Below are 25,291 nucleotides of genomic sequence, written 5' to 3'. Positions count from 1 at the left end.
AATTTTCCTCAATCTTTTTTATAAAATCGGCACAAAAAGCCATCGGCACGTAATAAAAGTCCTTTTGCCCAAGGTGGGACCTTGCTCATTTGCTCACAGAGATCTTCCAGTGACATTTGTTTGTCTGCTTCGATCACAATTTCGTCATGGATATGCATGACAATTTCCGAGTTCTGAAACATCTGAAGTGCATGACAAAGAATGTCGCGGGAAATAGCCTGGACAATGTTTTCCACCAGCTTCGGACCATAGGTCTCAATACGTTCCCACTTCTTTGTTGCACCCACACCTTCGTAAGTTACCGCATCGTTGCCGAATCGGTTTTGACCTATTTTGGGCTTTACATAAGAGAGGCATCTACCTGAAGGCAACCTCACGAACAGCATCCCGCTTTTGCACTCAAAGCGGATCCCGTGGGTATCTGTGATAGTACGCTCCCGGACAGCCGTCATGGCAGCTCTGTCTACGTCCCACCAAAACCGGACGATGTTGGGATTGGCAGTTCTCCAAGCATTAACCAGTGGCTGAAGTTCCTCTTCAGCGATACCCATATCAAGCGCGCCCATAGCTTTCAGCGCACCGACCGACCCGCCATAACCAAGGGCGAGCTCAGCAATCTTGCCTTTTTGCCGCAGGGGACTGCCTTTGGTGATCTCCTCAATAGGCACGTGAAACATTTGACTGGCCGATGCTTCATAGATCCGGCCGTGGGTGGCAAACACCTCGTTTCGCCAGGTCTCCCCAGCAAGCCAAGCAATAACACGGGCTTCAATCGCCGAAAAATCAGCGACAATGAATTGATGACCGGGTTTCGGTATAAAGGCGGTCCGAATAAGTTCCGACAGCACATCTGGCACGGCATCGTAGAGGATTTCCAATATCTCGTAGTCACCAGATTTTATAATCTGCCTTGCTTGATCTAAATCGGGCAGATGGTTCTGGGGTAAATTTTGCACCTGCACAAGTCTCCCAGCCCAGCGACCGGTGCGGTTCGCACCATAAAACTGCAAAAGCCCTCGAACCCTACTATCGGAGCAGACTGCATTCTGCATTGCCGCGTATTTCTTAACACTGCTTTTAGCCAGTGACTGCCGTAGTTCCAGCACCTTTCCCAGTGGCTCTGGTGCAGTCTTTAGAAGTTCTTTTACCGTTGCTTTTCCGAGCGTGTCGGTTTCCAGGCCCTGTTCCGAGAGCCATTCCTTCATCTGGGCGACCGAGTTGGGGTTCTCAAGAGTAGTAATCTGATGCATTGTTTGGATCAGTTCGTGTTTTGCCCGGTTATCAAAGCGGATGGCTTCCTTAACCAGTTCCATGTCTAGCCTGATACCTCGGTCGTTGATTTCCTGATCGAGGATATAGTTCTGCCACTCAAAATCCGGTACGGGAAACCTGCGGAGTTTAGCCTGGATCTCAAGTTCAGTCTCTACATCTCTGGCGTTATAGGCCTTGTACTGTTCCCACTTATCTGAAGCATCTGGAGGCAGGTTACGCTCACGCCCGCCGTTAGTCTTTGAAGGTTTACAGGGCATAGAGAAATAGCGGATCAGTTCTTTACCCTCTTTCAACTTTTGCTTTTCAAGCCCCAGCACCATGCCCGCACCTTCCAGCGAGAGCGGCAGACCCATGTAAGCCGACCAGACCATGGAGCAGCGCCATGATGAAGGATTGAGAAATGGGTTCTCAGGATTACCCTGATCCGGAGTAATGCCCATTCGTTTAACCCAGCGAGAAAGGCAGACCCGCTCAAACTGAGCGTTGAAGGCCCATTTCACTACATGCTCATCCATTAATGCTTTGATAATCTCCTCCGGCAGGGTTTCGCCACAGGCAAGGTCGATGACCATTCCCTCGCTACCATCAATAGAGTAGCCGAATAGGAGAATGTCGAAGTCTGGGGACTCCGAGTATTTGTATACACCACATTTGGCAAGATCGGCGCTTGAATACGTCTCAATATCGATTGATAGTGTTTTCATATTCCCTCCAAAGCGGAAAAGGACGGCAAATCACTCAGCCGCCCCTTCTTATGGTTAATTTTGCCGTTATTCCAGAAAATCTTCGTTATCATAATCTGATGTAAAATCATCGGCAGCACTGGTCCTGCCACCAAGCGGTTCACCATCTTCCATTTTTTGGATATTGCCTAATCCACAGGCAATACCTCGATTGCCGTTGGAATTGAAAGCATAGAAGTTAACACTAACCCTTGCATAGACACCCGAGTAGACCTCCGAACGGCTCATGATTGGATTGAGGGCTTTGTCCACAATCTCCGGTGCGGAGTTACTGTTAGCATTTATGAAGTAACTGTCCGCATAGGCTTCATCATCCGGGCGGTCAATATCGCCGTCACGTAGCGGGAGTTTGAGGGCAGCTCGGTTCGGAATTTTGCCGCCGAACTTACCACGCCCTTCCTCAATGGCAGCATCTACTGCAGCATTGATGGCAGCTATGGTCTTTTTGTCGCTCTTGGGAATAATTAAGCTGACACTGAACTTTTCTGCGCCTCCGTTGATGCTCTTTGGCTCCCAAACGTTGGCGTAAGACAAACGTACAACGCCTGTGACGACCTTTGTAGGGCTAACTTTTGCCCCAGTGTTTACTCTGTTTGCTGTGTTTGACATGTTACATTTCCTCCTTAAAATCGTGTTTTGCGGATGTATTGATTTCCGGGCGTTTGTCGGTTATGGGGACCAGCGCCGGTTTTCCTGGCGGCTTTTCGATAAGATCACCGAGAATTTCATTAAATTGGGTTTTACCCATCAACTTTTCCATCTCGGTGAGTGTGATCAGGGTTTGTCTATAGATGTCGCGGTAACCAGCTGCTCTTGCTACCTCTGCGATGGCTTCTTCGTCCCTGTACTTTCTGTTAGAGCGACCCTCGACCAGTTTAAAGCCGTTCCAGTGTTTGCCGTGATTTACGGCAGCTTCTAGGACATAAGATTTGATGTCGTTCGCCCATGATGTCAGGTCATCCAGCTTAGAGAGGATTTCTTCAATATCCTCGTCGGTGAGTAATGGCGGCAAGGTGAATTCGAACCGAGCCAGGTTCAACTTTTCCTCTGCCCGCGCACGGCACTTTACCGCCGCACGGCAGAACTGGCACCACTCGCCAGGCTTGTATTGGCCGTTGCCATCGAAGGCAAGCGCTGCCGTGGGCTTAAGCACTTCTTCAGCCCACTGGTACAGTGATTCTTTAAACACAATGTAGGTACTGACGTTGTCACGGCGTGGCTGGTAGATGGTCATGGACACCGTGTTGATGTCGTAAATGCCATCGAAAAGCTCCAGGGCACCTAGAGCATACAGCTTCATCTGCGGATTGTCCTCCGCACTGACAAGGATGCCTTGACCGTACTTGAAGTCGATAATGTGGAGTCCCCCGTCTGCAATAATCACGCAATCACCCGTACCGAATCCGTCCGGCACGTATTTAGAGAAGTCCAGCCGCTGCTCAATAAGCACCTGCGGGTCGCCACAAATTTTCTTTACCTGAGCAATCTGCTCCGTTACGAACTCCACGTAGCCTTCTGTGTAGCCGTCCATCTCGTCGGAGTCGTACTGAGAGACTGGTTTCTTCGAACGCATTTTCAGCGCCTTGCGTAGCTTGTGTTCAGCGAGAGCATGTGCGGCAGTACCTTCTGCGGCTGCTACACCGCTGCTATCCTGAAACTTCCGCTCCAGCTGTGCCGAGGGGGTGCAGTTCATCCAGCGATGGGCACCGGAAGCGGAGAGCAAGGCATGTCGCTTTTCTCCGTTCATTTAAGACCCTCCGCATCTGCCAGCAACGCCGCATAATTCGTCGGGTCTATTTGGCTTAGTTTTGGTGCGCCGTACTTTTCCAAAAGCCCACGCACCTCTGCGGTAAACCCTGCTTGGCTCTTTTCTGCCAGAAGGGCTCGTACCTGCTCAAGTGAAACTGCTTTAACCGCGGGTATTGGTTCTGCGACCGAGAGGTTCTGCGGTGCAGGTTCTGCAGGTTCGTTGCCCGCCATCGCCTCCGCTGCCGCTTGGATGCTGTCCGCTAGTGAACGCATTCCCTCAACCACTTCAAGTAACAACTTGATTTTGCTCACCATTTTCACCTCCCTCCTCAACGATGGACAGCTTTTTCACGCTGTCACCAGGAACGATGATCGTCAGCCTTCGCTGGTCACCAAGAAGGAAGCGAACCAATCGCTCTCGTATGGCGATATGCCTGCAACCGACAATACCTCCGCCCGGCGGTTCTCTTGAAACACTGATTTTGAGTGTTTGCCTCATGTAAATCACCTTGTCTTTCTGAAGGCTGGTTTTGTTTGTCCTTCTGAAGTAAGCCAGGAGAATGGCCCGAATCGGACGGCCTATGACAGGATTTTTTTGAGCTTATTCTTCGCACGTTTTACGGCACCGCGAATGGCCGATTCATCTTTCCCCTCAAGTTTAGCGAGCTCTGTATAAGACCAGCCCTGAATACAGCATTTTTGAATTAAGTACTGCTGGCGTTCATTTAAGCATGACAAGAGATGGGAAATACTCTCATCGCCAGTAATCTGTGATTCAAACTTTGCTTCATGATTAAACACATGTTTTGGCTGATCTGGCCTGTTAAAAACAAGAACTGCATGTCCATCAGCGTCCTGAAAAAGATACCTCTCAACTTTTTCAAGCGAAGTATGGCGGTCGATTCGAGAATTCTTACGGTCATTCTTTTTTTCTGCTTCAATTGACTCCAAGTAGAAGGTACCGACTTCTTCGGACACTTCAAGTTCGAGAATTTTGCCATCGGCGTCTTTGTAGTTGATTGATATTGATTTTTTTGGCTGTTGATTGTCATTAGTTGGCATTAATAAGCCCCTTTCTCATGCGAGAAAAGGGCATAACAATCCGCCTAAAAACTCGCCGTTTTTTTAAAACGGGAGCTGTTAGGCTTGTCCACTTTTTTACAATTAGTTTTTAATGCTTACTAAAGAGTCAGGTCCATATGAATTTTTTGTTATAGATACATCATACTCGTGACGTTCTTTTTGCCCGTTGAAAAAAGTTCAACAGGTCGACTCCATATAAAATAAGCTAATTCTTGTTTTTGACGGAACTACATTACATTTACATGAATGTTTCTGTTGAGAAAATTTCAACAAAAAAAATAGACCGGATTTTTCAATCTGATCTATTCCTTAAATATCTACATTTTTATATTAAATTGGCGGACACTTTATAAGATTTTCTAATCCTTGTTCCTTTAAATCATCATATATTTCACTGTAATCTGATGCCCATCTTAATGTTAATAATTGAACATATGTTTGATTTGATGCAGGAGGCATATCCAGCCTAAAAACAATTCTTGCAAGTTCGAGCATCCTCTGACTTACAGGAAACGGTAAATGTATTCCTAAACAAGAAGAAACTACATTAACCTCTGTCATGCTTTCACTTTTTTGCATCTTATTTATCGTATTGTTATCCAGTCCTGTAGTATCTCTTAATAACCTTACACTATAATTACAAATTCTCTTGCTCATTAATTTTTTAAGAGCAGAACCAAATTCAAGGCCATGAATTGCATCAAGCATCTGTGTTGAAATCTCATTAACAAGGCCATATTTTTTCAGAATATCTTCCGTAATTTCATCCGCATAGTTGAATGTCTTATCTGCAAGACGCCCCGGAAGCTTAACATAGTGCAAATTGCCATTTTCATCCGTAATGAACTGAAGAAAACATTCTTCTTCATGTTCTTTGGCATAGGTAGTAAGATTCATTTTACCTTCAGAATCTTTTTCTATATATTTGTCATCATACAAACATACCTTTTCTTCCAAGTAAGCAAAACAGCCAGTTTCCATCATACGCGCCAATGCTTTACTCGAAGAGTGCCATTTTCGCAACGTTTTGCTCTTCACCGAGCGGGTTACAATTTTTTCTGAATTATCGTCTTGCTCGTCTTCCACAATTACTGTTTCAACATCTGAATTAACATTGTTATCAGATGTTCTACGCGTTCGCTCTTCAATATCTGGGTAACTCGGCTATATTGGTACTCATCATAGTTATTCATAGCTATTTTTTCATCATTTTCGGCTCAGATGATATTTTTGAAGGCTACAGGTAAGCTGTATCCCGGAGATAATCCTTTAGGCATGCACAATTATAATTGTGCATGCCTAAACCGATGAAAACACGCAAAAACACTTGTAAACTGCGACAAAATGCGATAAAATGCATAATTATGGGTATTTCTATGCTGACAACGCGCCAGCCAGGATTGCAACAATATTGCGCCCTCATGATATTTCTCACTAACAAACGCATGGAAGACGAAAAGCAACACTTCATGAGTGAGGTAGATTACGTGAAAGAAAACATTCAAGAACGCTGGATCAATGTCGATGAAGCTGCCGACTATTTTGGCGTCAAACCAGCTACCATTCGAGACTGGATTAAAAAGAAAAACGGAATTCCTGCTGTGAAGATTGGTAGGTCATGGAGGTTCAAGTATTCGGAGCTTGATATTTGGGCAAAAAGTGGCGCGGCCGCAGAAGAAACTATTACGGAGCAAAGCGAGGTAGGCAAATTATGAACAAACAGCAATTGGCTGCTACTATATGGGAATCCGCAAATCAAATGCGTTCCAAAATAGAAGCTAACGAGTACAAGGACTTCATTCTTGGCTTCATTTTTTATAAATATCTTTCCGAGAAGGAACTGCATTTTTTCGAGGGACAGGGTATGTCTCAAGAAGATATTACTCACATGGATGAATCTGATGCGCAGTTCGTTAATTATACGAAAGATGCCATTGGATATTTTATTTCATATGAGAATCTGTTTTCCACTTGGATTGCAAAAGGCGATGATTTTGACGTATCCGATGTCAGAAAGGCATTGTCTGCTTTTGATAGGCTCATCAGCCCTACCCACAAAAAGGTGTTTGAAAAGATTTTTAACACCCTTCAGACCGGTTTGTCCAAACTCGGTGAGAGCGCGGCTGCACAAACCAAATCCATCAGCGGACTGTTGCAGTTGATCAAAAAAATACCGATGGATGGTAAGCAGGACTACGATGTGCTTGGCTTCATCTACGAATACCTGATCAGTATGTTTGCTGCTAATGCCGGAAAAAAGGCTGGTGAATTCTATACACCGCACGAGGTTTCAGTGTTGATGTCTGAAATAGTGGCTGACCATCTGAAAGGCAGAAGCGAAATTCGTATTTACGATCCCACGTCAGGTTCAGGTTCCTTGCTCATCAATATCGGCGCTGCTGCGTCCAAATATATTACCGGAGAGAATAAGATCAACTACTATGCGCAGGAGCTAAAGGAAAACACTTACAACCTAACGAGGATGAACCTTGTTATGCGCGGCATAGAACCTGGAAATATCTATGTCAGAAACGGCGATACTTTGGAGGAAGACTGGCCATTTTTCGAGGAAAATGAAACGGAAAAATATCAGCTTGTAAGAGTAGATGCCGTAGTTTCTAATCCTCCTTACTCGCAGAAATGGGATACAAAGGGCAAAAAGTTTGACCCCAGATTTTCCGATTATGGTGTGGCGCCGAAAGGAAAGGCAGACTATGCCTTTCTGCTCCATGAACTTTACCATCTTGAAGATGATGGCATTATGACTATTGTTCTTCCCCATGGCGTGTTGTTCCGTGGCAACGAGGAAGGCGAAATCCGCAAGAACCTGATTGAGAAAAACAATATAGATGCAATTATTGGACTGCCCGCCAACATTTTCTTTGGAACAAACATTGCCACGATCATCATGGTTCTCAAGCGTCACCGGGAGAACAACAACATTCTGATTGTTGACGCTTCCAAGGGATTTGAGAAGTCCGGGAAGAGTAACACTCTCCGCGCCTCAGATATAAAGAGAATTGCGGACACGGTCCGCGGACGGCTGGAGATTCCAGGCTACTCTGTCCGCGTTGACAAAGAGACTATCCGCAGGAATGAATATAATCTCAATTTGCCCCGCTATATAGATTCCTTCACGCCACAGGAAAAGTGGGATATTCACTCCATTATGTTCGGCGGCATCCCCAACAGCGAACTTGACGAACTCATGCTGTATTGGGACGCACTGCCGGGGCTGAGAGAGGCAATGTTCAAGCCGCTCTCTTCAGACTATGTGGAGTTTGTATGCGAGGATATAAAAGAGTACGTCGTGGCACATCCTGTCACGGCTACTTATTGTTCTGCCTATAATACGGCATTCACTGATTTCCGAGAATATCTTGTCGGCAGACTGATTAAGCGGTATAAAGAAGCCTCTCCAACAAAGGAAGAAGAAATTATCACAGATGATATTTTCTCCCGCCTTGCCGTTATCAAGGCAATCGACAAGTATGAGGCATATCAAGTGTTGGATAACAGCTGGAAACAGATTTCTGTTGATCTTGAAATGCTTCAGACCGAGGGTGACGGAGCTCTGACGGCAGTTGATCCTAATATGGTGACAAAACAGAAGGACGGAAAGGACATCGAGGTTCAGGATGGCTGGGTCGGGCATATTCTGCCATTCGAGCTTGTTCAGAAACTTCTGCTGCCGGAGGATCTTGCGGCAATCAAGGAGCTGGAAAGAGAACTGGCTTCTGTCGCTTCCGTTTACGATGAAATCCTTGATTCGCTTTCCGAGGACGAAAAAGACAGCAATATCACCGATGACAGCAACAGCAGCTTTGTCACGAAGGAAGTGCGGGCGAAAGCCGATGAAATCCTTGAAGACATTGAATCCGAGGAAATCAACGCCTTGAAGAAATATCTTACTTTTAATAAGAAATCCGAAAAGCTGGCATATTCCTCTGACTGCAAGGCTGTGAACTGGTCGGACATGAAGCCCGGAACCAACGGCCTGTACAGCAAGTCAGTGATTAGTGCCCGCATCACGATACTGAAAAGGCAGTATGTCTTTCCGACAGAGTCATTTGAGGCTAAGATCATGCGCGTAGTGGATACTATGGAAACCGAAGCCAGACTCAAAAAAGAGCTGAGAGACGCACGGGCGGCACTTCACGAAAAGACTAAAACCACTATTGAGCAGATGAATCTCGAAACCGCACTGATGATTCTTGAGGAAAAGTGGATCACGCCTGTCTGCGATGGTATCAGCGCACTGCCGCACAATTTGATTGTTGCTCTCGTTGCCGCGCTTGAACATCTGGCGGAGAAGTACAAAATCACTTTTGCCGAGGTCGGTGACAAAATATCAGGAACCGAAGTAACCATATCGAACTATGTCAATCTCCTCTCTGGGAATGACTTTGACATGGAAGGTCTACGTGAGCTTCAAAAGCTGATAGGAGGAGCAGAAAATGAATGATACTCCTAAAATTCGGTTCAACGAGTTCACTGACAAATGGGAACAGCGTAAGGCAAAAGGTATTTTTGTTTCGACAGCAGATAAAGGTCATCCTGAGCTACCTGTGTTGTCTGCAACACAAGATCGTGGAATGATTAAAAGAGATGAAAATGGCATTAAAATTTTCCATGATAAGAAAAATGAAGACGGCTACAAAAGAGTCGCCCCAGGGCAATTTGTTATTCATCTCCGTTCTTTTCAAGGTGGGTTCGCTCATTCCTCTATTGAGGGTATAACATCGCCTGCATACACGGTTTTTGGCTTTATCGAACCAGAAAATCACAATGATATTTTCTGGAAATATATATTCAATTCCAAAGACTTTATCAGGCGATTGGCAACCGTTACTTACGGGATTCGAGACGGAAGAAGTATAAGTTATGATGAATTCTTAACGATGAGTTTTTACCACCCCCAAAAGGATGAACAAACAAAAATTGCAGAATATTTGACAGACATTGACAATCTTATCACTCTTCATCAACTCAAGTACGAGCAGATGATGAATGTGAAAAAGTCCATGCTTGGCAGGCTATTTCCGTATTACGGTTCCGAAATTCCACAGATTCGATTTGGGTTTTCTGGGAACTGGGAGGAAGTCAAACTTGGTGATATTGTTTTTCCGTATTCCGACCCGGTCGAAACACCTCGTGATGGTTACATACGCCTTGGCATCCGCAGTCATGGGAAAGGCACCTTCCACGACTATGTACAAGCCGGTCAGGAGCTGGAAACGGCTCAGATGCTTCGGGTTGCTGCCCACAAGTTCATCGTTAATATCACCTTCGGCTGGGAGCACGCGGTGGCAATTACTGATGAAAAAGATGCCGGAAAGCTGGTATCGCACAGATTCCCGCAGTTTTCCATGACTGAGTCAATTGATGACGGCTTTTTGAAATATGTCATCCTTGACGAACGGTTCAAGCATCACCTGTTCTTGTCCTCTCCCGGTGGTGCAGGAAGAAACAGGGTACTGAACATTTCGCAAATGCTGGAGTACAAGATGCGTATTCCCAAAATTGAAGAACAGCAGCAGATTGCGGGATTGCTGGATTCCGTCAACAATCTGATTAATCTCTACGCTGTAAAAGTACAAAAGCTGAAGCAAATCAAGTCCGCCTGTCTTGATGAAATGTTTATTTAGGAGGACTCGCTATGGTATACGAAGAGGAAAAAGTATTTGAGGAAGCTGTCATAAAGCAGCTCATCGAATGCGGCTGGGAATCAAAAGTCCTCCATTACCCCACAGAGGAACAGCTGATTCAGAACTGGGCGAATATTCTATTCAACAACAACCGCCATCAGGACATATTGAACGAGTGCCCTCTGACAGACGGCGAGATGCAGCAGATATTGGAGCAGATTACCCGGCTGCGCACTCCCGTCCGTCTGAATGACTTCATCAACGGCAGAAGCGTATCCATCAAGCGGGATAACCCGGATGACAAGGCACACTTCGGCAAAGAAGTCAGTTTGAAGATTTACGACCGCAAAGAAATCGCCTATGGTGAAAGTCGGTATCAAATCGTACAGCAGCCCCAGTTCAAAACGGGCCCTCGGCTGAACGATCGGCGCGGAGATTTAACACTGATGATCAATGGCATGCCTGTGATTCATGTGGAATTGAAGAAAAGCGGCATCCCCGTCAGCAACGCATACAACCAGATTGAAAAATATGCTCACGAGGGCGTGTTTACCGGGCTGTTTTCTCTGGTGCAGGTGTTTGTGGCAATGGAACCGGAGGAAACGGTTTATTTCGCCAATCCAGGTCCGGACGGAACCTTCAATAAGGCATTCTATTTCCATTGGGCGGATTTTGACAATGAGCTGATCAACAACTGGGAAGAAGTCGTAAAAAGGCTGCTCAATATCCCGATGGCACATACGCTGATTGGCTTCTATACGATTCCTGATAACAAGGATGACACCCTCAAAGTCATGAGAAGCTATCAGTATTACGCCGCCACCGGCATTGCGGACAAGGTCACCAATAAGGACTGGAGCGATACCAATATCCTGGGCGGGCATATCTGGCATACCACAGGTTCCGGAAAAACACTCACCAGCTTTAAATCCGCGCAGCTTATTGCCAGCGCCCATGATGCCGAAAAAGTGATCTTCCTTGTGGACAGAAAGGCACTGGGCAAGCAGTCTTTTGATGATTATAACGCCTTTGCCAGTGTGGGTGAAGAAATCCAGGATACCGCAGACACGGACATTCTGATTTCCAAGCTCAAAAGCGACTCTCATGCAGATACGCTTATTGTCACATCGATTCAGAAGCTGAGCGGCGTAACAAGAGATGCGGAAGGCATCAAGGCGGCTGACATAGATAAGATCGTCGCAAAGAGAATCGTCATTATCATTGATGAGGCGCACCGCTCTACCTTTGGAGAGATGCTGTCCAATATCAAGAAGACATTCGTTCACAGCATTATCTTCGGCTTTACCGGGACGCCGATTCAGGATGTCAACAAGAAAAAGGACAATACGACTGCTTCCGTTTTCGGTGACGAACTGCACCGATACACCCTTGCTGACGGCATCCGGGATAAGAACGTGCTGGGGTTTGACCCATATATGGTTCTCACATATCCGGATGATGACTTGCGGCAGCAGGTTGCCCTTATGAAAGCCAAGGCTTCCAGTGTCAAAGAGGTTATCGGAAATAAGAAAAAAGAAGCCGTCTATTTTAAGTTCATGGATCCGACTCAGGTGAAAATGGTCGGAGAACAGCACGGAAAGAAATATATAAAAGGCATCGAAGACTATGTGCCGAAATCGCAGTATGAACGCGAGGAGCATCAGAAGGCCGTTCTTACTGATATTATAAAGCACTGGCCGACTCTGAGCAGAGGCGGACTGTTCCATGCGATCTTTGCCACCTGCAGCATTCCGGAAGCCGTGAAGTACTATCGACTTTTGAAGACTATGGCTCCCGAACTGAGAATTACCGCCATTTTTGACCCGAATATAGATAACGAAGGAGGTGGTTCTCTCGAAAAGGAAGACGGCATTGTTGAAATTCTGGACGATTATGAAGCGGTGTTTGGGCCTTCCTTTACGATACCGTCCTATGATGAGTTCCGGGAGGATGTGCAACTGAGGCTTGCCCATAAAAAGCCCTATAACAGAGTTTCGAAGGACAAGCAGATCAATATCCTGATTGTTGTCAATCAGATGCTGACGGGCTACGATTCAAAGTGGATCAATACGCTATATCTTGACAAGGTCATGGAATACGAGAACTTGATTCAAGCTTTCTCCCGCACCAACCGTCTGTTTGGAGACGAGAAGCGCTTCGGCATCATAAAATACTATCGCTATCCGCATACGATGGAGCGTAATATCAAAGAGGCGGTCAAGGCTTACTCCGGCGATATTCCCACCGGCTTGTTCGTTGATAAGCTGCCAAGCAATATCAACAGCATGAACTATTTCTATAAAGAGATAGAGGAACTATTTACGAATGCGGGCATTGCCAATTTTGAAAAGCTCCCGGACGAAAAGTCCGAGCGGGCAAAATTCGCCAAGCTTTTCAAGCACTTTAATCTTCGTATGGAGGCCGCTTCCGTCCAGGGATTCAGCTGGAGTAAAACGGTATATTCGGTTATTGAAGCAGATGGTTCCGAAACCTATATAACACTGCTGATTGATGAGCTGACCTATCTGACGCTTGTTCAGCGTTATAAGGAGCTATCATCAGTCGGCGGAGGCGGTTCGGTAGTTGACCCGCCGTTTGAGATTGATACGCACATAGTCGAAATCAACACGGATGCGATAGATGCAGCTTACATGAACTCCCGGTTTGACAAATTCCTCAAGCTCATTCAAAAGGGGGAAGCCGATCAGGAGAGTATCGATAAGACCCTGAAGGAGCTGCACAAGTCCTTTGCCATGCTGTCTCAGGACGAGCAGAAATATGCGAATGTATTTATTCGCGACGTCCGGGCGGGCAATATAGTTATAGATCCAGATAAGACTTTCCGTGATTATATTTCCAGCTACATGAAGAAGGCTGAAGACGCAAGAATTGCCAGGATTGTCAGACGCCTTGGGTGCAGTGAAGATAAGCTCCGGGATTTTCTTGATCGCAAGGTTACCGAAGACAATTATAAGGAATTCGGGCGATTCGATGAGTTGCTTAATTCTGTTGAATTGCAAAAGGCGGAGCGGTTCTTCCGCGCCAACGAACAGCAAAACTATAAGCAGTACAGGCTCAAAATGTATATCAATAATTACCTGAAAGAGTTTGTGCTGAGCGGAGGAATGGATCCGTATTCCAATATCCCCAGTGAAGAGCATCCGAACCCTAAACAGGCAGAGAATCCCTCAGCTGAAGATACAGAAGATACAGCAGATACTGTTGTTGTTGAAGAGGACGATTCCGAGCCCGCAGAGATCTATATCAAAACTACCGTAGACAAGAAGAAACTCCGCCAGTGGCATTCTTCCAGTAAGGCACTGGCGTGTATGATGGAAACCGGCTGCTTCGCATATGTGGAACAGAAGGTTTGCCTTGATGATCCAAAGTATGTCGAGCGTCAGGAAGAGACCGGCAAAATGCGTCTGACTGCATACGCAAAGGATCATGAAGAAGAATGCTTCCTGCAATTTATTGAGGATGATAAAGGAAATCTCCACTATTTGAAGCTTCCGGCTAGTGTTGCCGACAAGGAGTTCAGGTACTCAGATTATATTAATGAAGATATCCTGACAAAGTACGGACTTGTGAATGAAATGGCGAAAAGAATGCTTGAAGCCATTCAAGAAATGGAGTTCGGCCCCGCACTTAAGGAATTAATGAGCAAACGCATCTGCAACTATAGTGTCAACCTGCTGAGATCAACAACCGGTCTCGACAATAATACTATAAGTAAGATGTGGGGTGGACAGAGCCTCACAACGGTGAATGTGGTTTCTGCTTGTCTAGGAATCCACATCCCTTTCCCTGTAAGCAGTGCCATGCTTGAGCTTGCGAACATTATATTCAGAATGGATAAGCCGCCGGAATCGAATATGACATATATTCAGTTGCTTACCCTAAGGTGGGCGTCAGATTATGACGATGTATATGAAGATCTGAAAGCCGAAGGGATGGATGAACTAATAAAACAGCCGCCGCAGCCAATGAGGAAGAAATAATACACGCTCCATTGAGAGGTCAGAGTAAAATCTGGCCTCTTTTTTTGCGCCCAAAATTTCTTTATTAAACTTTATTCAACGAAAAATATCAGTTGCTTCTCACCTGATATGTCCCATGAATACTCGCGCAAGAATTGTCGCGAGTTTTTTTGCCTGATTGCCCACGTTGTAATCGGATATCTGTAAAGAACGTGCGCACCTCCGGTCGATGGTTCATTGAACAATTGTCAAAGGGCAGAAAAAGAAACTGTGCGATAATTGGTCCGTAATCGATTACAGAACTTTTTTGCATAGGAGGAACACATGATGGCGAACAAGGCTTGGAGAGTTTCGATTGAAGACATTGAATATATGGCGAATGCTGTTTGCGAGATATTTGATGAATCTGTTGTAGAATCTTCATTTTTGATGTATGACGCAACATGCCCTGATGATCTTTGTCCCAGCCATTACGAGGCGGTCTACAGCGATTTGCTGCTGAAGTATTCCGATCGCTGATTTTCCATATGTCCGGCGCATGACGTTAAACCGCACCTCGCTTCGACTGCGCATCCCCTGATCAAGGATGCTCTGTAGCAGCCGGGCGAGCCACCCATAAACCATATCCAGTTTTACAGAGGAACTGGCTATCAGCGAAACGGAGGACGTTCTTGATAGTCAGGAAGCAACTGAACAGCTTTGTCATCCATGTACCCCGTTTCGCGGAAAGCGATATGAGGTCAAAAGATGGCAAAAGTAGAAAGAACCCATAATTACAACGGCAAGCCCCTCGTGCCGGGCGAGGTCCTGGTACTGACCCCCTATGATGAAGATGACGTCGAAGCCAACTGCACCAGCAAGGGAAACATCGTCACGGTGCCGATGGCGGGCAGATTTTTCAAGGCTCTGCTCAAGGCTGTCCCCACGGAATTCGAGTCCGTCGCCAAAACCCAGTTCAACGACCGGATCAACTCCCAGCTACCCGCACAACGTGATGGCCGTTGCATGATCCTGCAGGCGAACGGCACTTTCAAAGAATGCCCCCGCAGGAACGGCGACAACCACCCGGCCTGCAAGCGTCCAAGGGAACATAAAACACACTATCAAATTAAGCCCAAATCTCCCAAAACGCTGATACCAAGCTACTTCCGCTCTATCAAAACGACTGTCTCAACGTGCTGCATCCACGGAAACACGTTTTAAAGAATAAGGATTTCTAATATTCAACTTTTATGCCTAATATCAAACGATTTGCCTGAAAATGCACACCCCTACCTATTTTTAAACGATTATTTCCGGCGATTTCCACTTCAAATTCGAGGTTTGCTATAAAATACTCATATAGGCTTATAAAAAATCGAAACAAACGACCCCCGAAAACCTCAGGAACCGCTTGTTTCAAGCCTCTTTGGGCAAAATTAAATCACTTTTTATTATGTTCTTTTTATCAATTTCTAGTAATAGATTTGGTGGAGGCGAGGGGAATTGCACCCCTGTATCGAAGAGCAACCACAAAAGCGTCTACGCGTGTAGCCTTTAATTTCAAATTCGCCTTATTGGACTCCTAAAGGCGGGATTCCGCAAAGGCTAGCTCGATAATCTTAGCTAAGAACTCCGAGCATTGTTCTTAGAGCAGGCCTGCTAATTTGACACCCTGGCCCTTCACCGCAGGCGCAGAAGGCAGGATGTTAGCGGCAATTAAGCAGCTAAAGCGAAATTATCTTCGTTAACTATTGAGGTCCACCGTTTAACGAGACCAGGTGGAATCTCGACGCGCAACTTTTGCCATCGCTTCCCCGAGCGAGTCTAAAACGCCCCCATATTTAATTTGGTATTTATAGTATAACATTTTTAGCGCAAAATAATAGCGGTACTTGTTATATCTTTGACTTGAATTACCCACTTTAGGCATGTTTTCCCTATTGCCGTTCAACAGTCGATTATATCTAATAATTTTTATTGCGCTCGCGCAGGTGCCTTTCGATTTCACGCTTGGCATCGCGCTCAGCCATATCTTCCCGCTTGTCGTATAATTTTTTGCCGCGGCAAATCCCAAGTTCAATTTTCGCCAACCCATGTTTAAGATAAATTTTTAAAGGTACCAAGGTTAAGCCCTGCAGTTGAAGCTTGCCCCAGAGTTTGTCGATTTCCTTGCGGTTTAGGAGCAGTTTGCGCTTGCGCAAAGGTTCGTGGTTAAAGCGGTTGCCCGCCTCATAGGGACTGATGTGCATCTGATGCAGCCATACTTCCCCGTTTTCAATGCGGGCATAACTATCCTTGAGATTGACCCGCCCGGCACGAATTGATTTGATCTCGGTGCCGGTGAGGATAATCCCGGATTCAAGCCTGTCTTCCACAAAGTAGTCATGGAAAGCCTTACGGTTTTCAGCTAATACCTTAATCCCTTCGGATGCCACATTCAGCCCCCCTTTCGTACTGGGATTATAGTATATCACAAATCCTATGATTACTGCTACATGTGAATGTCTACTACCTTTACTACTACAATTCGCGTACAAAGTTGGTTCACAGTTCCAGCTCTGTCGAAATCCCCTGCATCGCCTCAAGCCCGAAGCCCAAAAACTCTTCCAGCGTCAGTCCCAATTCGCTGCAGGCTAAGATCTGCTCGCGGTTTGCCCCCCGGGCAAAGGATTTCTCGTCAAAGCGTTTGCGCAAGAAAGGCACGTCAATGGCAGAGAGCTTTTTTTCCGGCCTGATTAAAACTCCGGCTACAATTAGCCCTGTTAAAGGGTCAGTGGCATACAGGGCTTTATCAAGCAGAGACAGACGCGGCAAACCGTGGCGGTCATTATGCACTTTGACCGCATAGGCAATCTCATCCGGCAAATCCAGCTCAGCCAGCATTTCAGCCCCTCTGACTGAATGAATGTCAGGGCGGTCTTTCGTCTCGTCATAGTCGATGTCATGCAGAAGACCGGCCAAACCCCAGACGTCCGGGTTTTGGTCAAAATGTTTGGCTAAGCGGACCATGACCACTTCCGTTGCCAGCATGTGTTTCAGTAAATTTTTATTGGTAATGTATTTCTTGAGCACAGTATAAGCTTCCTCTCTGGTAAGCATCATTATCATCCTTTCCGTCTGGCAGATTTTTTCGCACTGGCATTTACTTAAGAGGTATTATTCTTAAATAGGCTCAATGCTTTCGATGAAGCGGGCAACCTCAGCGGCTATTTGTTCTCTTTCCGGCCCAAGCGTGAGAATGTGACCGGATTTTTTCCAGTAAATTATCGGAGGCTTGCCATAACCGCGGGCTATCTCTGAGGCGATAAGCTCCACGCTTTGCGGCTGCACGGTTTCATCAGTAACGCTCTGCATTAACAAGGCTGGGCAACTGATTGCTTTAAGTCCCTGGCGCGTCTGACGAATTCCGCGATTCAGGGAGGTAAGCGCTGTAACCGGCACCCGCTCGTATACAAACCGTTCAAGTTCGGAGTTCGAGCCTGAGATTCTCAGTTCAGAATTTGCAGAATATGCTAAGTGAGTCTGTGCTGCTCCGTCATCCGCATTCGCGCTTGATGCACGCGACCCGGTCTGGAGGGAGGATAATTGCTTAGGGGGTTTGTCAACATATTTTTTGAACGGCTGATAGAGAAGGGCGAACTTGGCCCGCCAGTCCTGCAGGATCATCGGTGCATTCATGGAGATTACCCCATCGACTAACCCCCTGCTGGCTAGATTCAAGGCCAGGAGTCCGCCCATGGACAAGCCGACAGCGATAACCCGGTCACAGACCTCACGCAGGCGTAAAATTCCGGTTTCCGCATCCCGGAGCCAGTCCTCCCAGCCTGTGCCGGAAAGCTCTTCGGGGGTGCTGCCATGTCCCGAGAGCTTAGGCCCGAGTATGGTCCAACCCTTCTCTTTTAAGAATTCACCGAGTAGCCTCATTTCCGAGGGCGACCCTGTAAAACCATGAAGCAGGAGACAGCCTGTAGCGCCCCCGGGGAAATAGAAAGGTTCAACCATTTTCTTTGTTATCTTCAGGCTGCAGCCCCCCATTCCGCTGGTACAATAATGAATTCCCAACATTAACATGTATGAAGCCCGAAGCAAGAAGTTTCTACTCTTGCATCGGGCTCTAAAATACATAAGCCGATTTTTTCTCGCTAGTGCTCCCGCTGTGCAAGCAGAGCTTACCTACCTCTAACTAATTTTATCCGATGGCTAAGTGCCGCTAAGACTTCCGCTTCTTAAGTCTAAGATAAGCGGCACTAAGCCCCTGGATAAGTTCAACTAACCCTTATCTTAAAAACGGAGCGATAATAAGCGAGATCGTGCCCATAACTTTAATCAGCGCATTCAGGGAAGGACCGGATGTATCCTTAAATGGATCCCCCACAGTGTCCCCAATAACTGCAGCAGCATGGGTAGGAGTCCCTTTGCCGCCAAGGTTTCCTGCCTCGATATATTTTTTGGCATTGTCCCAAGCACCGCCGGCGTTAGCCATGAAGATAGCCAGCAAAAGACCAGAAACTGTACCGCCGGCCAAGTATCCACCCATCGCATTTTTACCAAGGCCGAAACCGACAATGAGTGGTGTCAGAACTGCGAGCAGTCCAGGAACAATCATTTCACGGAGAGCCGCTTTTGTAGAAATATCGACACAGGCCCGGTAATCCGGTTTCCCTGTACCTTCCATAATTCCAGGAATCTCCCGGAACTGGCGACGTACTTCCCCGATCATTTCAAAAGCAGCCTTGCCGACAGCTTCCATGGCAAACGCCGAGAATAGGAACGGTACAGCAGCACCAAGAAACACACCAATAATTGTCGTGGGAACTAAGATATTAATCGTTTCCAAATGGGCCAACTCGGAGAAGGCATTGAAAAGAGCTAGGGCTGTCAAGGCAGCCGAGCCAATCGCAAATCCCTTTGCTACTGCGGCGGTTGTATTGCCCACTGAATCTAACTTATCCGTGGTTTTACGAACATTAGGCTCCAACTCGGCCATCTCCGCAATTCCACCCGCGTTGTCCGCAACGGGCCCAAAGGAGTCAATCGCCACAACCATACCTGCGGTTGAGAGCATAGCCATCGCAGCCATCGCAATTCCGAAGATTCCAGCGGCGGAATAAGAAATATAAGTAGCAGCACAAATAACTAAGACAGGCAGAGCAGTGCTCTTTAAGCCTACGGCCAAACCGGCGATAATATTGGTTGCCGCGCCCGTTTCTGATGCCTTGGCAATTCCCTGAGCCGGTTTCTTCTGGTTGGAAGTGTAGTACTCCGTGAGCAACCCGATGAGAACGTTAACAACCAAACCTGAAAAAATCGCAATATAAACACCGTTAGGAGTGACATTAATCCCGCTGATCGTGATCGTAGCGGGCATCAGCCACTGCACGAGCACGTAGGCTGCAATCGCCGTGATGAGGTTAGTCCCCCACAGACCCTTGTTGAGGGCGGTTTGCGGGTTGGCATTCTCTCCGGTCCGGACAAAGAAGCTGGCAATAATGGCCGCAACGAGGCCTACAGCACCCACAAGTAAGGGCAACATAATTCCCGGCATTCCTTCTCCTATATTGGCAGCCTTAAACGCGCTACCCCCAATTAACATCGCAGCAATCGTGGTCGCTGCATAAGATTCGAACAAGTCAGCACCCATGCCGGCCGTGTCCCCTACGTTGTCGCCAACGTTGTCAGCAATGGTCGCTGGATTACGGGGATCATCTTCCGGTATCCCGGCTTCTACTTTACCGACTAGGTCTGCCCCGACATCCGCGGCTTTGGTATAAATCCCCCCGCCAACACGAGCAAAGAGTGCAATCGCACTAGCCCCGAAGGCAAAGGAATTAATGACTTCTACATTCTTAAACACTAAATAAAGCACAGTTACGCCGAGGAGTCCAAGTCCTGCCACCGAGAGACCCATCACAGCGCCGCCGCGGAAGGCAACCCCAAGCGCTTTGTTTAAACTGGTGCGAGCCGCTTCGGTAGTACGGGAATTAGCTCGCGTGGTAATGCTCATTCCTACATATCCTGCCACCCCGGACAAAAGTGAACCAGCTAAGAAAGAAACCGCTGTTTGCCAGTCCTTACCCCACCATAAGACTATAAAAATAATAAGTACAATAGGAATTAAGGTACGGTACTCACGATTAAGAAAAGCCATTGCACCTTCCTGAATCGCCTTTGAGATTTCCTGCATGCGAGCGTTGCCAGGGTTTTCACTTAAAACACTTTTGGCAAAGTAAAACGCAAATAAGAGGCCGAGAATCCCCGCCCCCACTGCCCAATAAGGCATTGAAGCAAAATCCATTCCTAATAACCCTCCTCACTAAACATCAAAAAGCAGTCTAAGCTCAATCAAACCGTCTCCACCGTTTCTGAGATGTTCTTGTCTAGGTGAGCAAAGAAAGGCCCAGCGAACTCAGCAAGAAAAGAATCGCGAATACGGAGCTGAGTTTGCCAAAGAGTTCATCCATACCCTTCTTTTTGCCAAAAAAAGATTCGCCTGCCCCGGCAATCGCTCCGGATAACCCTGCGCTACGCCCGGATTGGAGGAGAACTGTCGCTATTAACCCCAAAGAGCTAATTACCAAGAGCACTACTAATGCAATTATCATTTACTCACCCCCTCAGGCACCGGATATTCTTAGCCCTGCGGTACCCATTTTCCAACACAGACGTAAGTTTATCCCTGTTGCCAATGACCTATTTTAGCACAGAGAACCATAAAACTCAAGCGATGCGATCTGGGCAGTCAATGAAGAACAAGAGCAGAAAAAAGAGATGTTTTCATGAATGCATCCCTTTTCCCTGCTGTTTGTCGCCCTGCACAGATTTTCTAGCGGGCTAAGGCCTCACGCCCGCGGTAAATCCCTGTCTCCCCCAATTCTTCCTCGATGCGCAGAAGCTCGTTATATTTAGCCACCCGTTCGGTTCTGGCCGGAGCCCCGGTCTTAATCTGGCCGGCATTCACTGCTACTGCCACATGAGCCATGGTGACATCCTCAGTCTCACCTGAACGATGGGAGACAACAGCCGTGTACCCGGCGCGCTTCGCCATTTCAATTGCATCCAGTGTCTCAGTCAAAGTCCCTATCTGGTTGAGTTTAATTAAGATGGAATTCGCGCATTTCTCTTTAATCCCCCGGGCCAGGCGCTGCGGATTAGTCACAAAAAGGTCATCCCCGACAAGCTGAATCTTGCTGCCCAAACGCTCGGTCATAAGCCGCCAGCCGTCCCAGTCTTCTTCAGACAGGCCGTCTTCAATCGAGATGATCGGATAATCTTCAATCAGTTTCTCGTAGTATGAGATCATCTCTTCCGAAGTCTTTTTAAGCCCTTCCCCCGCCAGGTTGTAATATCCGTCCTGGTACAGTTCAGTTGCGGCCACATCCAAAGCCAGGGCAACCTGCTCTCCAGGCTGGTACCCGGCACGCTGAATCGCTTCCACGATCGCCAGCAAGGCATCTGCATTGGACTCAAGGCTCGGTGCAAATCCGCCTTCATCCCCGATCGCTGTGGCCAAGGACTTCTCTTTAAGCACTGCCTTGAGGCTGTGGTAGACCTCCGCACCCATGCGCAAGCCTTCGGCAAAGTTTGCCGCCCCTACAGGCATGATCATAAATTCCTGGATATCAACATTGTTGTCCGCATGCTTGCCCCCGTTTAAGATGTTCATCATCGGAACCGGAAGTTCTTTGGCGTTCACCCCGCCCAGGTATTGATATAAAGGTAAGCCCACAGACTCGGCCGCCGCTTTGGCGACAGCAAGAGAAACTCCCAAGATAGCATTGGCCCCAAGTTTTCCTTTGTTATCCGTACCGTCAAGCTCGATTAACGTCCTGTCAATCGCAGGCTGATCGAAGGCGTTCATCCCTTCTATCTCGGGCGCTATCAGAGCGTTAACATTTTCGACAGCCTGCTGCACCCCTTTGCCCAGATAGCGCTGCTTATCCCCATCGCGCAGTTCCACCGCTTCGAAAGCCCCGGTTGAAGCACCGGAGGGCACGGCTGCCCGGCCCATTGAGCCGTCTTCCAGGGTAACATCCACCTCGACTGTAGGGTTGCCGCGGGAATCGAGAATTTCCCGGGCGTAAACGTCAGCAATAAAACTCATTTTCAGACCCCTTTCCTATTTCCAAAACATAAGATTTATCTTTGCTACTTAAGTATTCAGAATTCAGTAGTCAGAATACTTCCAGAAGATAATCCGTTCTCCTGACTCCTGCTCCGTTCGGCCGGAAGAATTTCTCTTGGGTTTGGCCGAACGGCGTAACTCTCCACCGGAGACTTACGTTCCTGTCTCCTTTTATTCCTCTAAGATAAGGGATTGCCCCTTCATCTCCGGCGGTTGCGTAAGCCCAAGCAGTTGCAGGATGGTAGGAGCAATGTCACAGAGGGCGCCTTCCTGGCGTACAGAGTAGTTACGTAGTTCATCAGAAACCAGAATAAACGGCACCCGGTTCGTTGTATGTGCAGTCAAAGGAAGCCCTGTTTTTGGGTCTACCTTGGCCTCCGCATTCCCGTGATCCCCCGTGATTAAAATCGTCCCGCCCAAGCGCCCCACAGTAGAAAAAATGTCTCCCAGACAGCGGTCGACCGCCTCCACAGCCTTGACCGTGGCCTCGAAAACCCCTGTGTGCCCGACCATATCAGCATTGGCAAAGTTCAGGATAATAACGTCATACGGGTTTTCCTCAAGCACTTCCAGCAGCTTGGCCGTAATCTCAGGAGCGCTCATCTCCGGCTGTAGGTTATAAGTGGCCACTTTGGGTGAAGGAATAAGTATCCTGTCCTCTCCTTCGTCCGGCTCTTCAATTCCGCCATTAAAAAAGAAAGTGACATGTGCGTATTTTTCCGTCTCCGCCATGCGCAGTTGTTTGAGCTGATGCGCGGCCAGCACTTCCCCGAGCGTGTTATCCAGGTTTTGCGGCGGAAAGGCAACCGGAGCCTTAATCGTAGGGTCGTATTCCGTAAGACAGACAAAATGAACATGCGGGCGCTCCGGTCGCTCAAAGTAAGAAAAATCCTCATCCACAAAGGCGCGCGTTATTTCCCTCGCTCTGTCCGAGCGGAAATTAAAGAAAATAACACTGTCTCCATCCTCGATACGGCCAACAGGCTCTCCGTCCCCATTTAAGATTACGGTAGGGATTACAAATTCATCCGTAATCCGCACATCATACGAGCGCTCAACAGCAGCAAGCGCACCGGCGGCATGTTCCCCCTCCCCATTGGCCAAAGCACGGTACCCTTGCTCAAGCCGCTCCCAACGCTTGTCCCTGTCCATGACATAATAGCGCCCGCTCACTGTGGCGATTTTCCCTATTCCTAATCCCTTCAGCTTCTCTTCCAGGCGTGCCAGATAATCCTTAGCACTCTGAGGGAGCACGTCCCGGCCGTCAAGAAGCGCATGCACAAAGACCTTGCTTAAGCCCTGGTCTTTGGCCATTTCCAGCAGGGCAAAAAGATGCTCTAGGTGGGAATGAACCCCGCCATCAGACACCAAACCCAAAAAATGAAGGGCTTTTCCTCCGTTTTTAGCCTTCGCCATAGCCTCAATTAGTACTTCGTTGGCCTTTAGCTGGCCTGTTTCTATGGCTTTGAAAATCCTGGTCAATTCCTGATAAACGATGCGCCCTGCCCCCATGTTCAAGTGTCCAACTTCTGAGTTTCCCATCTGTCCGGTCGGCAGTCCCACCGCCTCCCCTGAAGCTTTCAAATAAGCATGGGGATACTCCCGTTCCACGCGCTGAAAATTAGGGAGAACTGCATGGGCAATGGCATTGCCCTCATATGTATCACTATGCCCCCAACCATCCAAAATCATGAGCATTAGGGGTTTGCCCGCAGCCAGAGGCTTAAGCACAGCCGGGCTATTACCTATTGTTGTCTGTGGCAATAAATACACCTCACTACAGCACTTTTAGAATTCAATAGTCAGTAGTCAGGAGTCAGTAGTAAGTAGTTTGAATTCAGTAGTTAGAATAGTGACTCCTGACTCCTGAGTAGTTACCGGGTTAATCCAATTACCCAAGGGCATTGCGGACCAAGCGGGCAAACCCTTCGGCATCAAGGCTGGCTCCCCCGACTAAGGCCCCGTCAATATCAGTCTCAGCCATAAGCTCCTGGATATTGCCCTCTTTCACGCTGCCGCCATAAAGGATAGGAATTTCCTCAGCCACCGCTCCGGCGATTCCGGCCACAGTCGAACGAATCCCGGCGCACATTTCCTGAGCATCTGCACTTGAAGCGGTGCGTCCGGTGCCGATCGCCCAGATCGGTTCATACGCGATGACCACTCGGCGCAGTTCCTCGGGACTTAAGTCAGGCAAATCGCGTTCAACCTGTCCGCGCACCGTTGCCAGAGCCCGACCATCCTCGCGCTGGTTCAAATTTTCGCCCACGCACAGGATCGGCTTGAGGCCCGCATTCAAAGCAGCTTTAACCTTCTTGGCGATCATCTCGTCTGTTTCATGGAGGATTTCCCGGCGTTCGGAATGCCCGATTATGACATAGGTACAGGCCATATCCGTAAGCATGCGGGGGGAAATTTCCCCGGTATACGCCCCTTCCCCAGTCCAGAACATGTTTTGCGCTCCCAGATGAACTACGCTTTCCTCCAGCTCGTCTTTTAAGACAGAGAGCGCGGTAAACGGAGCACAGATCACCATATCAAGCTCAGTTATTTCTCCCACCAGCTCTAAGAATTTGACGGCATAATCCCTGGCTTCCCCATTGTCTTTATACATTTTCCAGTTCCCGGCAATAATTTGGCGACGGTTACTCACTTATTAATGCCCCCCTTCCCTAATCACGTATTCAGGATTCAGTAGTCAGTAGTCAGAAT

21 protein-coding genes and 1 other RNA gene are annotated in these 25,291 nt (G+C 47.6%); 6 read left to right on the top strand and 16 right to left on the bottom strand.

Annotated features, from left to right (window positions below):
- Positions 1-8 precede the first annotated feature (8 nt).
- The 7 genes from ACYQ2N_RS12260 to ACYQ2N_RS12230 all read right to left on the bottom strand — a co-directional run bounded on the left by ACYQ2N_RS12260 (position 9) and on the right by ACYQ2N_RS12230 (position 5,933).
- The gene (locus tag ACYQ2N_RS12260; RefSeq protein WP_459999530.1) at positions 9-1,976 is read right to left on the bottom strand and encodes a DNA polymerase; all 1,968 of its coding nucleotides are present in this window, start codon (positions 1,974-1,976) and stop codon (positions 9-11) included.
- A gap of 66 nt (positions 1,977-2,042) precedes the next feature.
- Positions 2,043-2,624, bottom strand: coding sequence for a DUF2815 family protein (locus ACYQ2N_RS12255; RefSeq protein ID WP_459999528.1), 582 nt, complete (start codon positions 2,622-2,624; stop codon positions 2,043-2,045).
- 1 nt (position 2,625) lies between these two features.
- Positions 2,626-3,762, bottom strand: a complete 1,137-nt coding sequence (locus ACYQ2N_RS12250) for a DUF2800 domain-containing protein (protein WP_459999526.1) — start codon at positions 3,760-3,762, stop codon at positions 2,626-2,628.
- Complete coding sequence (locus tag ACYQ2N_RS12245; RefSeq protein WP_459999525.1) at positions 3,759-4,076, bottom strand: rRNA biogenesis protein rrp5; 318 nt, start codon at positions 4,074-4,076, stop codon at positions 3,759-3,761. Before ACYQ2N_RS12245 ends, ACYQ2N_RS12250 begins: the two co-directional genes overlap by 4 nt.
- On the bottom strand, positions 4,051-4,263 hold the full coding sequence (locus ACYQ2N_RS12240) for a hypothetical protein (RefSeq protein ID WP_459999524.1): 213 nt from the start codon (positions 4,261-4,263) through the stop codon (positions 4,051-4,053). The genes ACYQ2N_RS12245 and ACYQ2N_RS12240 overlap by 26 nt, the downstream gene beginning before the upstream one ends.
- 80 nt (positions 4,264-4,343) lie before the next feature.
- Complete coding sequence (locus ACYQ2N_RS12235) at positions 4,344-4,826, bottom strand: sigma factor-like helix-turn-helix DNA-binding protein (protein ID WP_459999523.1); 483 nt, start codon at positions 4,824-4,826, stop codon at positions 4,344-4,346.
- A gap of 351 nt (positions 4,827-5,177) precedes the next feature.
- Positions 5,178-5,933, bottom strand: coding sequence for a hypothetical protein (locus ACYQ2N_RS12230; protein ID WP_459999522.1), 756 nt, complete (start codon positions 5,931-5,933; stop codon positions 5,178-5,180).
- A gap of 290 nt (positions 5,934-6,223) precedes the next feature.
- Between ACYQ2N_RS12230 and ACYQ2N_RS12225 the strand changes: the two genes are divergently transcribed.
- The 6 genes from ACYQ2N_RS12225 to ACYQ2N_RS12200 all read left to right on the top strand — a co-directional run bounded on the left by ACYQ2N_RS12225 (position 6,224) and on the right by ACYQ2N_RS12200 (position 15,678).
- Positions 6,224-6,562: a helix-turn-helix domain-containing protein gene (locus ACYQ2N_RS12225; protein ID WP_459999521.1), complete on the top strand. Its 339-nt coding sequence runs from the start codon at positions 6,224-6,226 to the stop codon at positions 6,560-6,562.
- Positions 6,559-9,312: a type I restriction-modification system subunit M gene (locus ACYQ2N_RS12220; RefSeq protein ID WP_459999520.1), complete on the top strand. Its 2,754-nt coding sequence runs from the start codon at positions 6,559-6,561 to the stop codon at positions 9,310-9,312. Before ACYQ2N_RS12225 ends, ACYQ2N_RS12220 begins: the two co-directional genes overlap by 4 nt.
- On the top strand, positions 9,305-10,495 hold the full coding sequence (locus ACYQ2N_RS12215; protein ID WP_459999518.1) for a restriction endonuclease subunit S: 1,191 nt from the start codon (positions 9,305-9,307) through the stop codon (positions 10,493-10,495). Before ACYQ2N_RS12220 ends, ACYQ2N_RS12215 begins: the two co-directional genes overlap by 8 nt.
- Before the next feature lie 11 nt (positions 10,496-10,506).
- Positions 10,507-14,496, top strand: a complete 3,990-nt coding sequence (locus ACYQ2N_RS12210; protein ID WP_459999517.1) for a type I restriction endonuclease subunit R — start codon at positions 10,507-10,509, stop codon at positions 14,494-14,496.
- A 306-nt stretch (positions 14,497-14,802) separates the two neighbouring features.
- Entirely contained in the window at positions 14,803-14,994 is a 192-nt protein-coding gene (locus tag ACYQ2N_RS12205) for a hypothetical protein (protein WP_459999515.1), read from the top strand.
- 228 nt (positions 14,995-15,222) lie between these two features.
- On the top strand, positions 15,223-15,678 hold the full coding sequence (locus tag ACYQ2N_RS12200) for a hypothetical protein (protein ID WP_459999513.1): 456 nt from the start codon (positions 15,223-15,225) through the stop codon (positions 15,676-15,678).
- 264 nt (positions 15,679-15,942) lie between these two features.
- On the opposite strand, the gene ssrA is transcribed toward ACYQ2N_RS12200, so the two are convergent.
- The 9 genes from ssrA to tpiA all read right to left on the bottom strand — a co-directional run bounded on the left by ssrA (position 15,943) and on the right by tpiA (position 25,232).
- Positions 15,943-16,294, bottom strand: a transfer-messenger RNA (tmRNA) gene (gene ssrA / locus ACYQ2N_RS12195).
- A 127-nt stretch (positions 16,295-16,421) separates the two neighbouring features.
- Complete coding sequence (gene smpB / locus ACYQ2N_RS12190) at positions 16,422-16,892, bottom strand: SsrA-binding protein SmpB (protein ID WP_459999511.1); 471 nt, start codon at positions 16,890-16,892, stop codon at positions 16,422-16,424.
- Between the two features lie 109 nt (positions 16,893-17,001).
- Complete coding sequence (locus ACYQ2N_RS12185; protein WP_459999510.1) at positions 17,002-17,556, bottom strand: HD domain-containing protein; 555 nt, start codon at positions 17,554-17,556, stop codon at positions 17,002-17,004.
- A 63-nt stretch (positions 17,557-17,619) separates the two neighbouring features.
- Entirely contained in the window at positions 17,620-18,528 is a 909-nt protein-coding gene (locus ACYQ2N_RS12180) for an alpha/beta hydrolase (protein ID WP_459999509.1), read from the bottom strand.
- A 205-nt stretch (positions 18,529-18,733) separates the two neighbouring features.
- Complete coding sequence (locus tag ACYQ2N_RS12175) at positions 18,734-20,752, bottom strand: sodium-translocating pyrophosphatase (protein ID WP_459999507.1); 2,019 nt, start codon at positions 20,750-20,752, stop codon at positions 18,734-18,736.
- An 82-nt stretch (positions 20,753-20,834) separates the two neighbouring features.
- The gene (gene secG, locus ACYQ2N_RS12170) at positions 20,835-21,059 is read right to left on the bottom strand and encodes a preprotein translocase subunit SecG (RefSeq protein WP_459999506.1); all 225 of its coding nucleotides are present in this window, start codon (positions 21,057-21,059) and stop codon (positions 20,835-20,837) included.
- 221 nt (positions 21,060-21,280) lie between these two features.
- A complete protein-coding gene (gene eno, locus ACYQ2N_RS12165) occupies positions 21,281-22,558 on the bottom strand; it encodes a phosphopyruvate hydratase (RefSeq protein WP_459999505.1) in 1,278 nt (425 codons plus the stop codon).
- 192 nt (positions 22,559-22,750) lie between these two features.
- Positions 22,751-24,277, bottom strand: a complete 1,527-nt coding sequence (gene gpmI, locus ACYQ2N_RS12160; RefSeq protein ID WP_460000529.1) for a 2,3-bisphosphoglycerate-independent phosphoglycerate mutase — start codon at positions 24,275-24,277, stop codon at positions 22,751-22,753.
- Positions 24,278-24,470: 193 nt separating this feature from the next.
- Positions 24,471-25,232 (bottom strand): triose-phosphate isomerase, encoded by a 762-nt coding sequence (gene tpiA / locus ACYQ2N_RS12155; RefSeq protein ID WP_459999504.1) that lies wholly within the window; start codon positions 25,230-25,232, stop codon positions 24,471-24,473.
- Positions 25,233-25,291: the final 59 nt, after the last annotated feature.

It is taken from the genome of Paradesulfitobacterium aromaticivorans, assembly GCF_054657415.1.
This window is presented reverse-complemented; position numbering and strand designations above follow the sequence as displayed.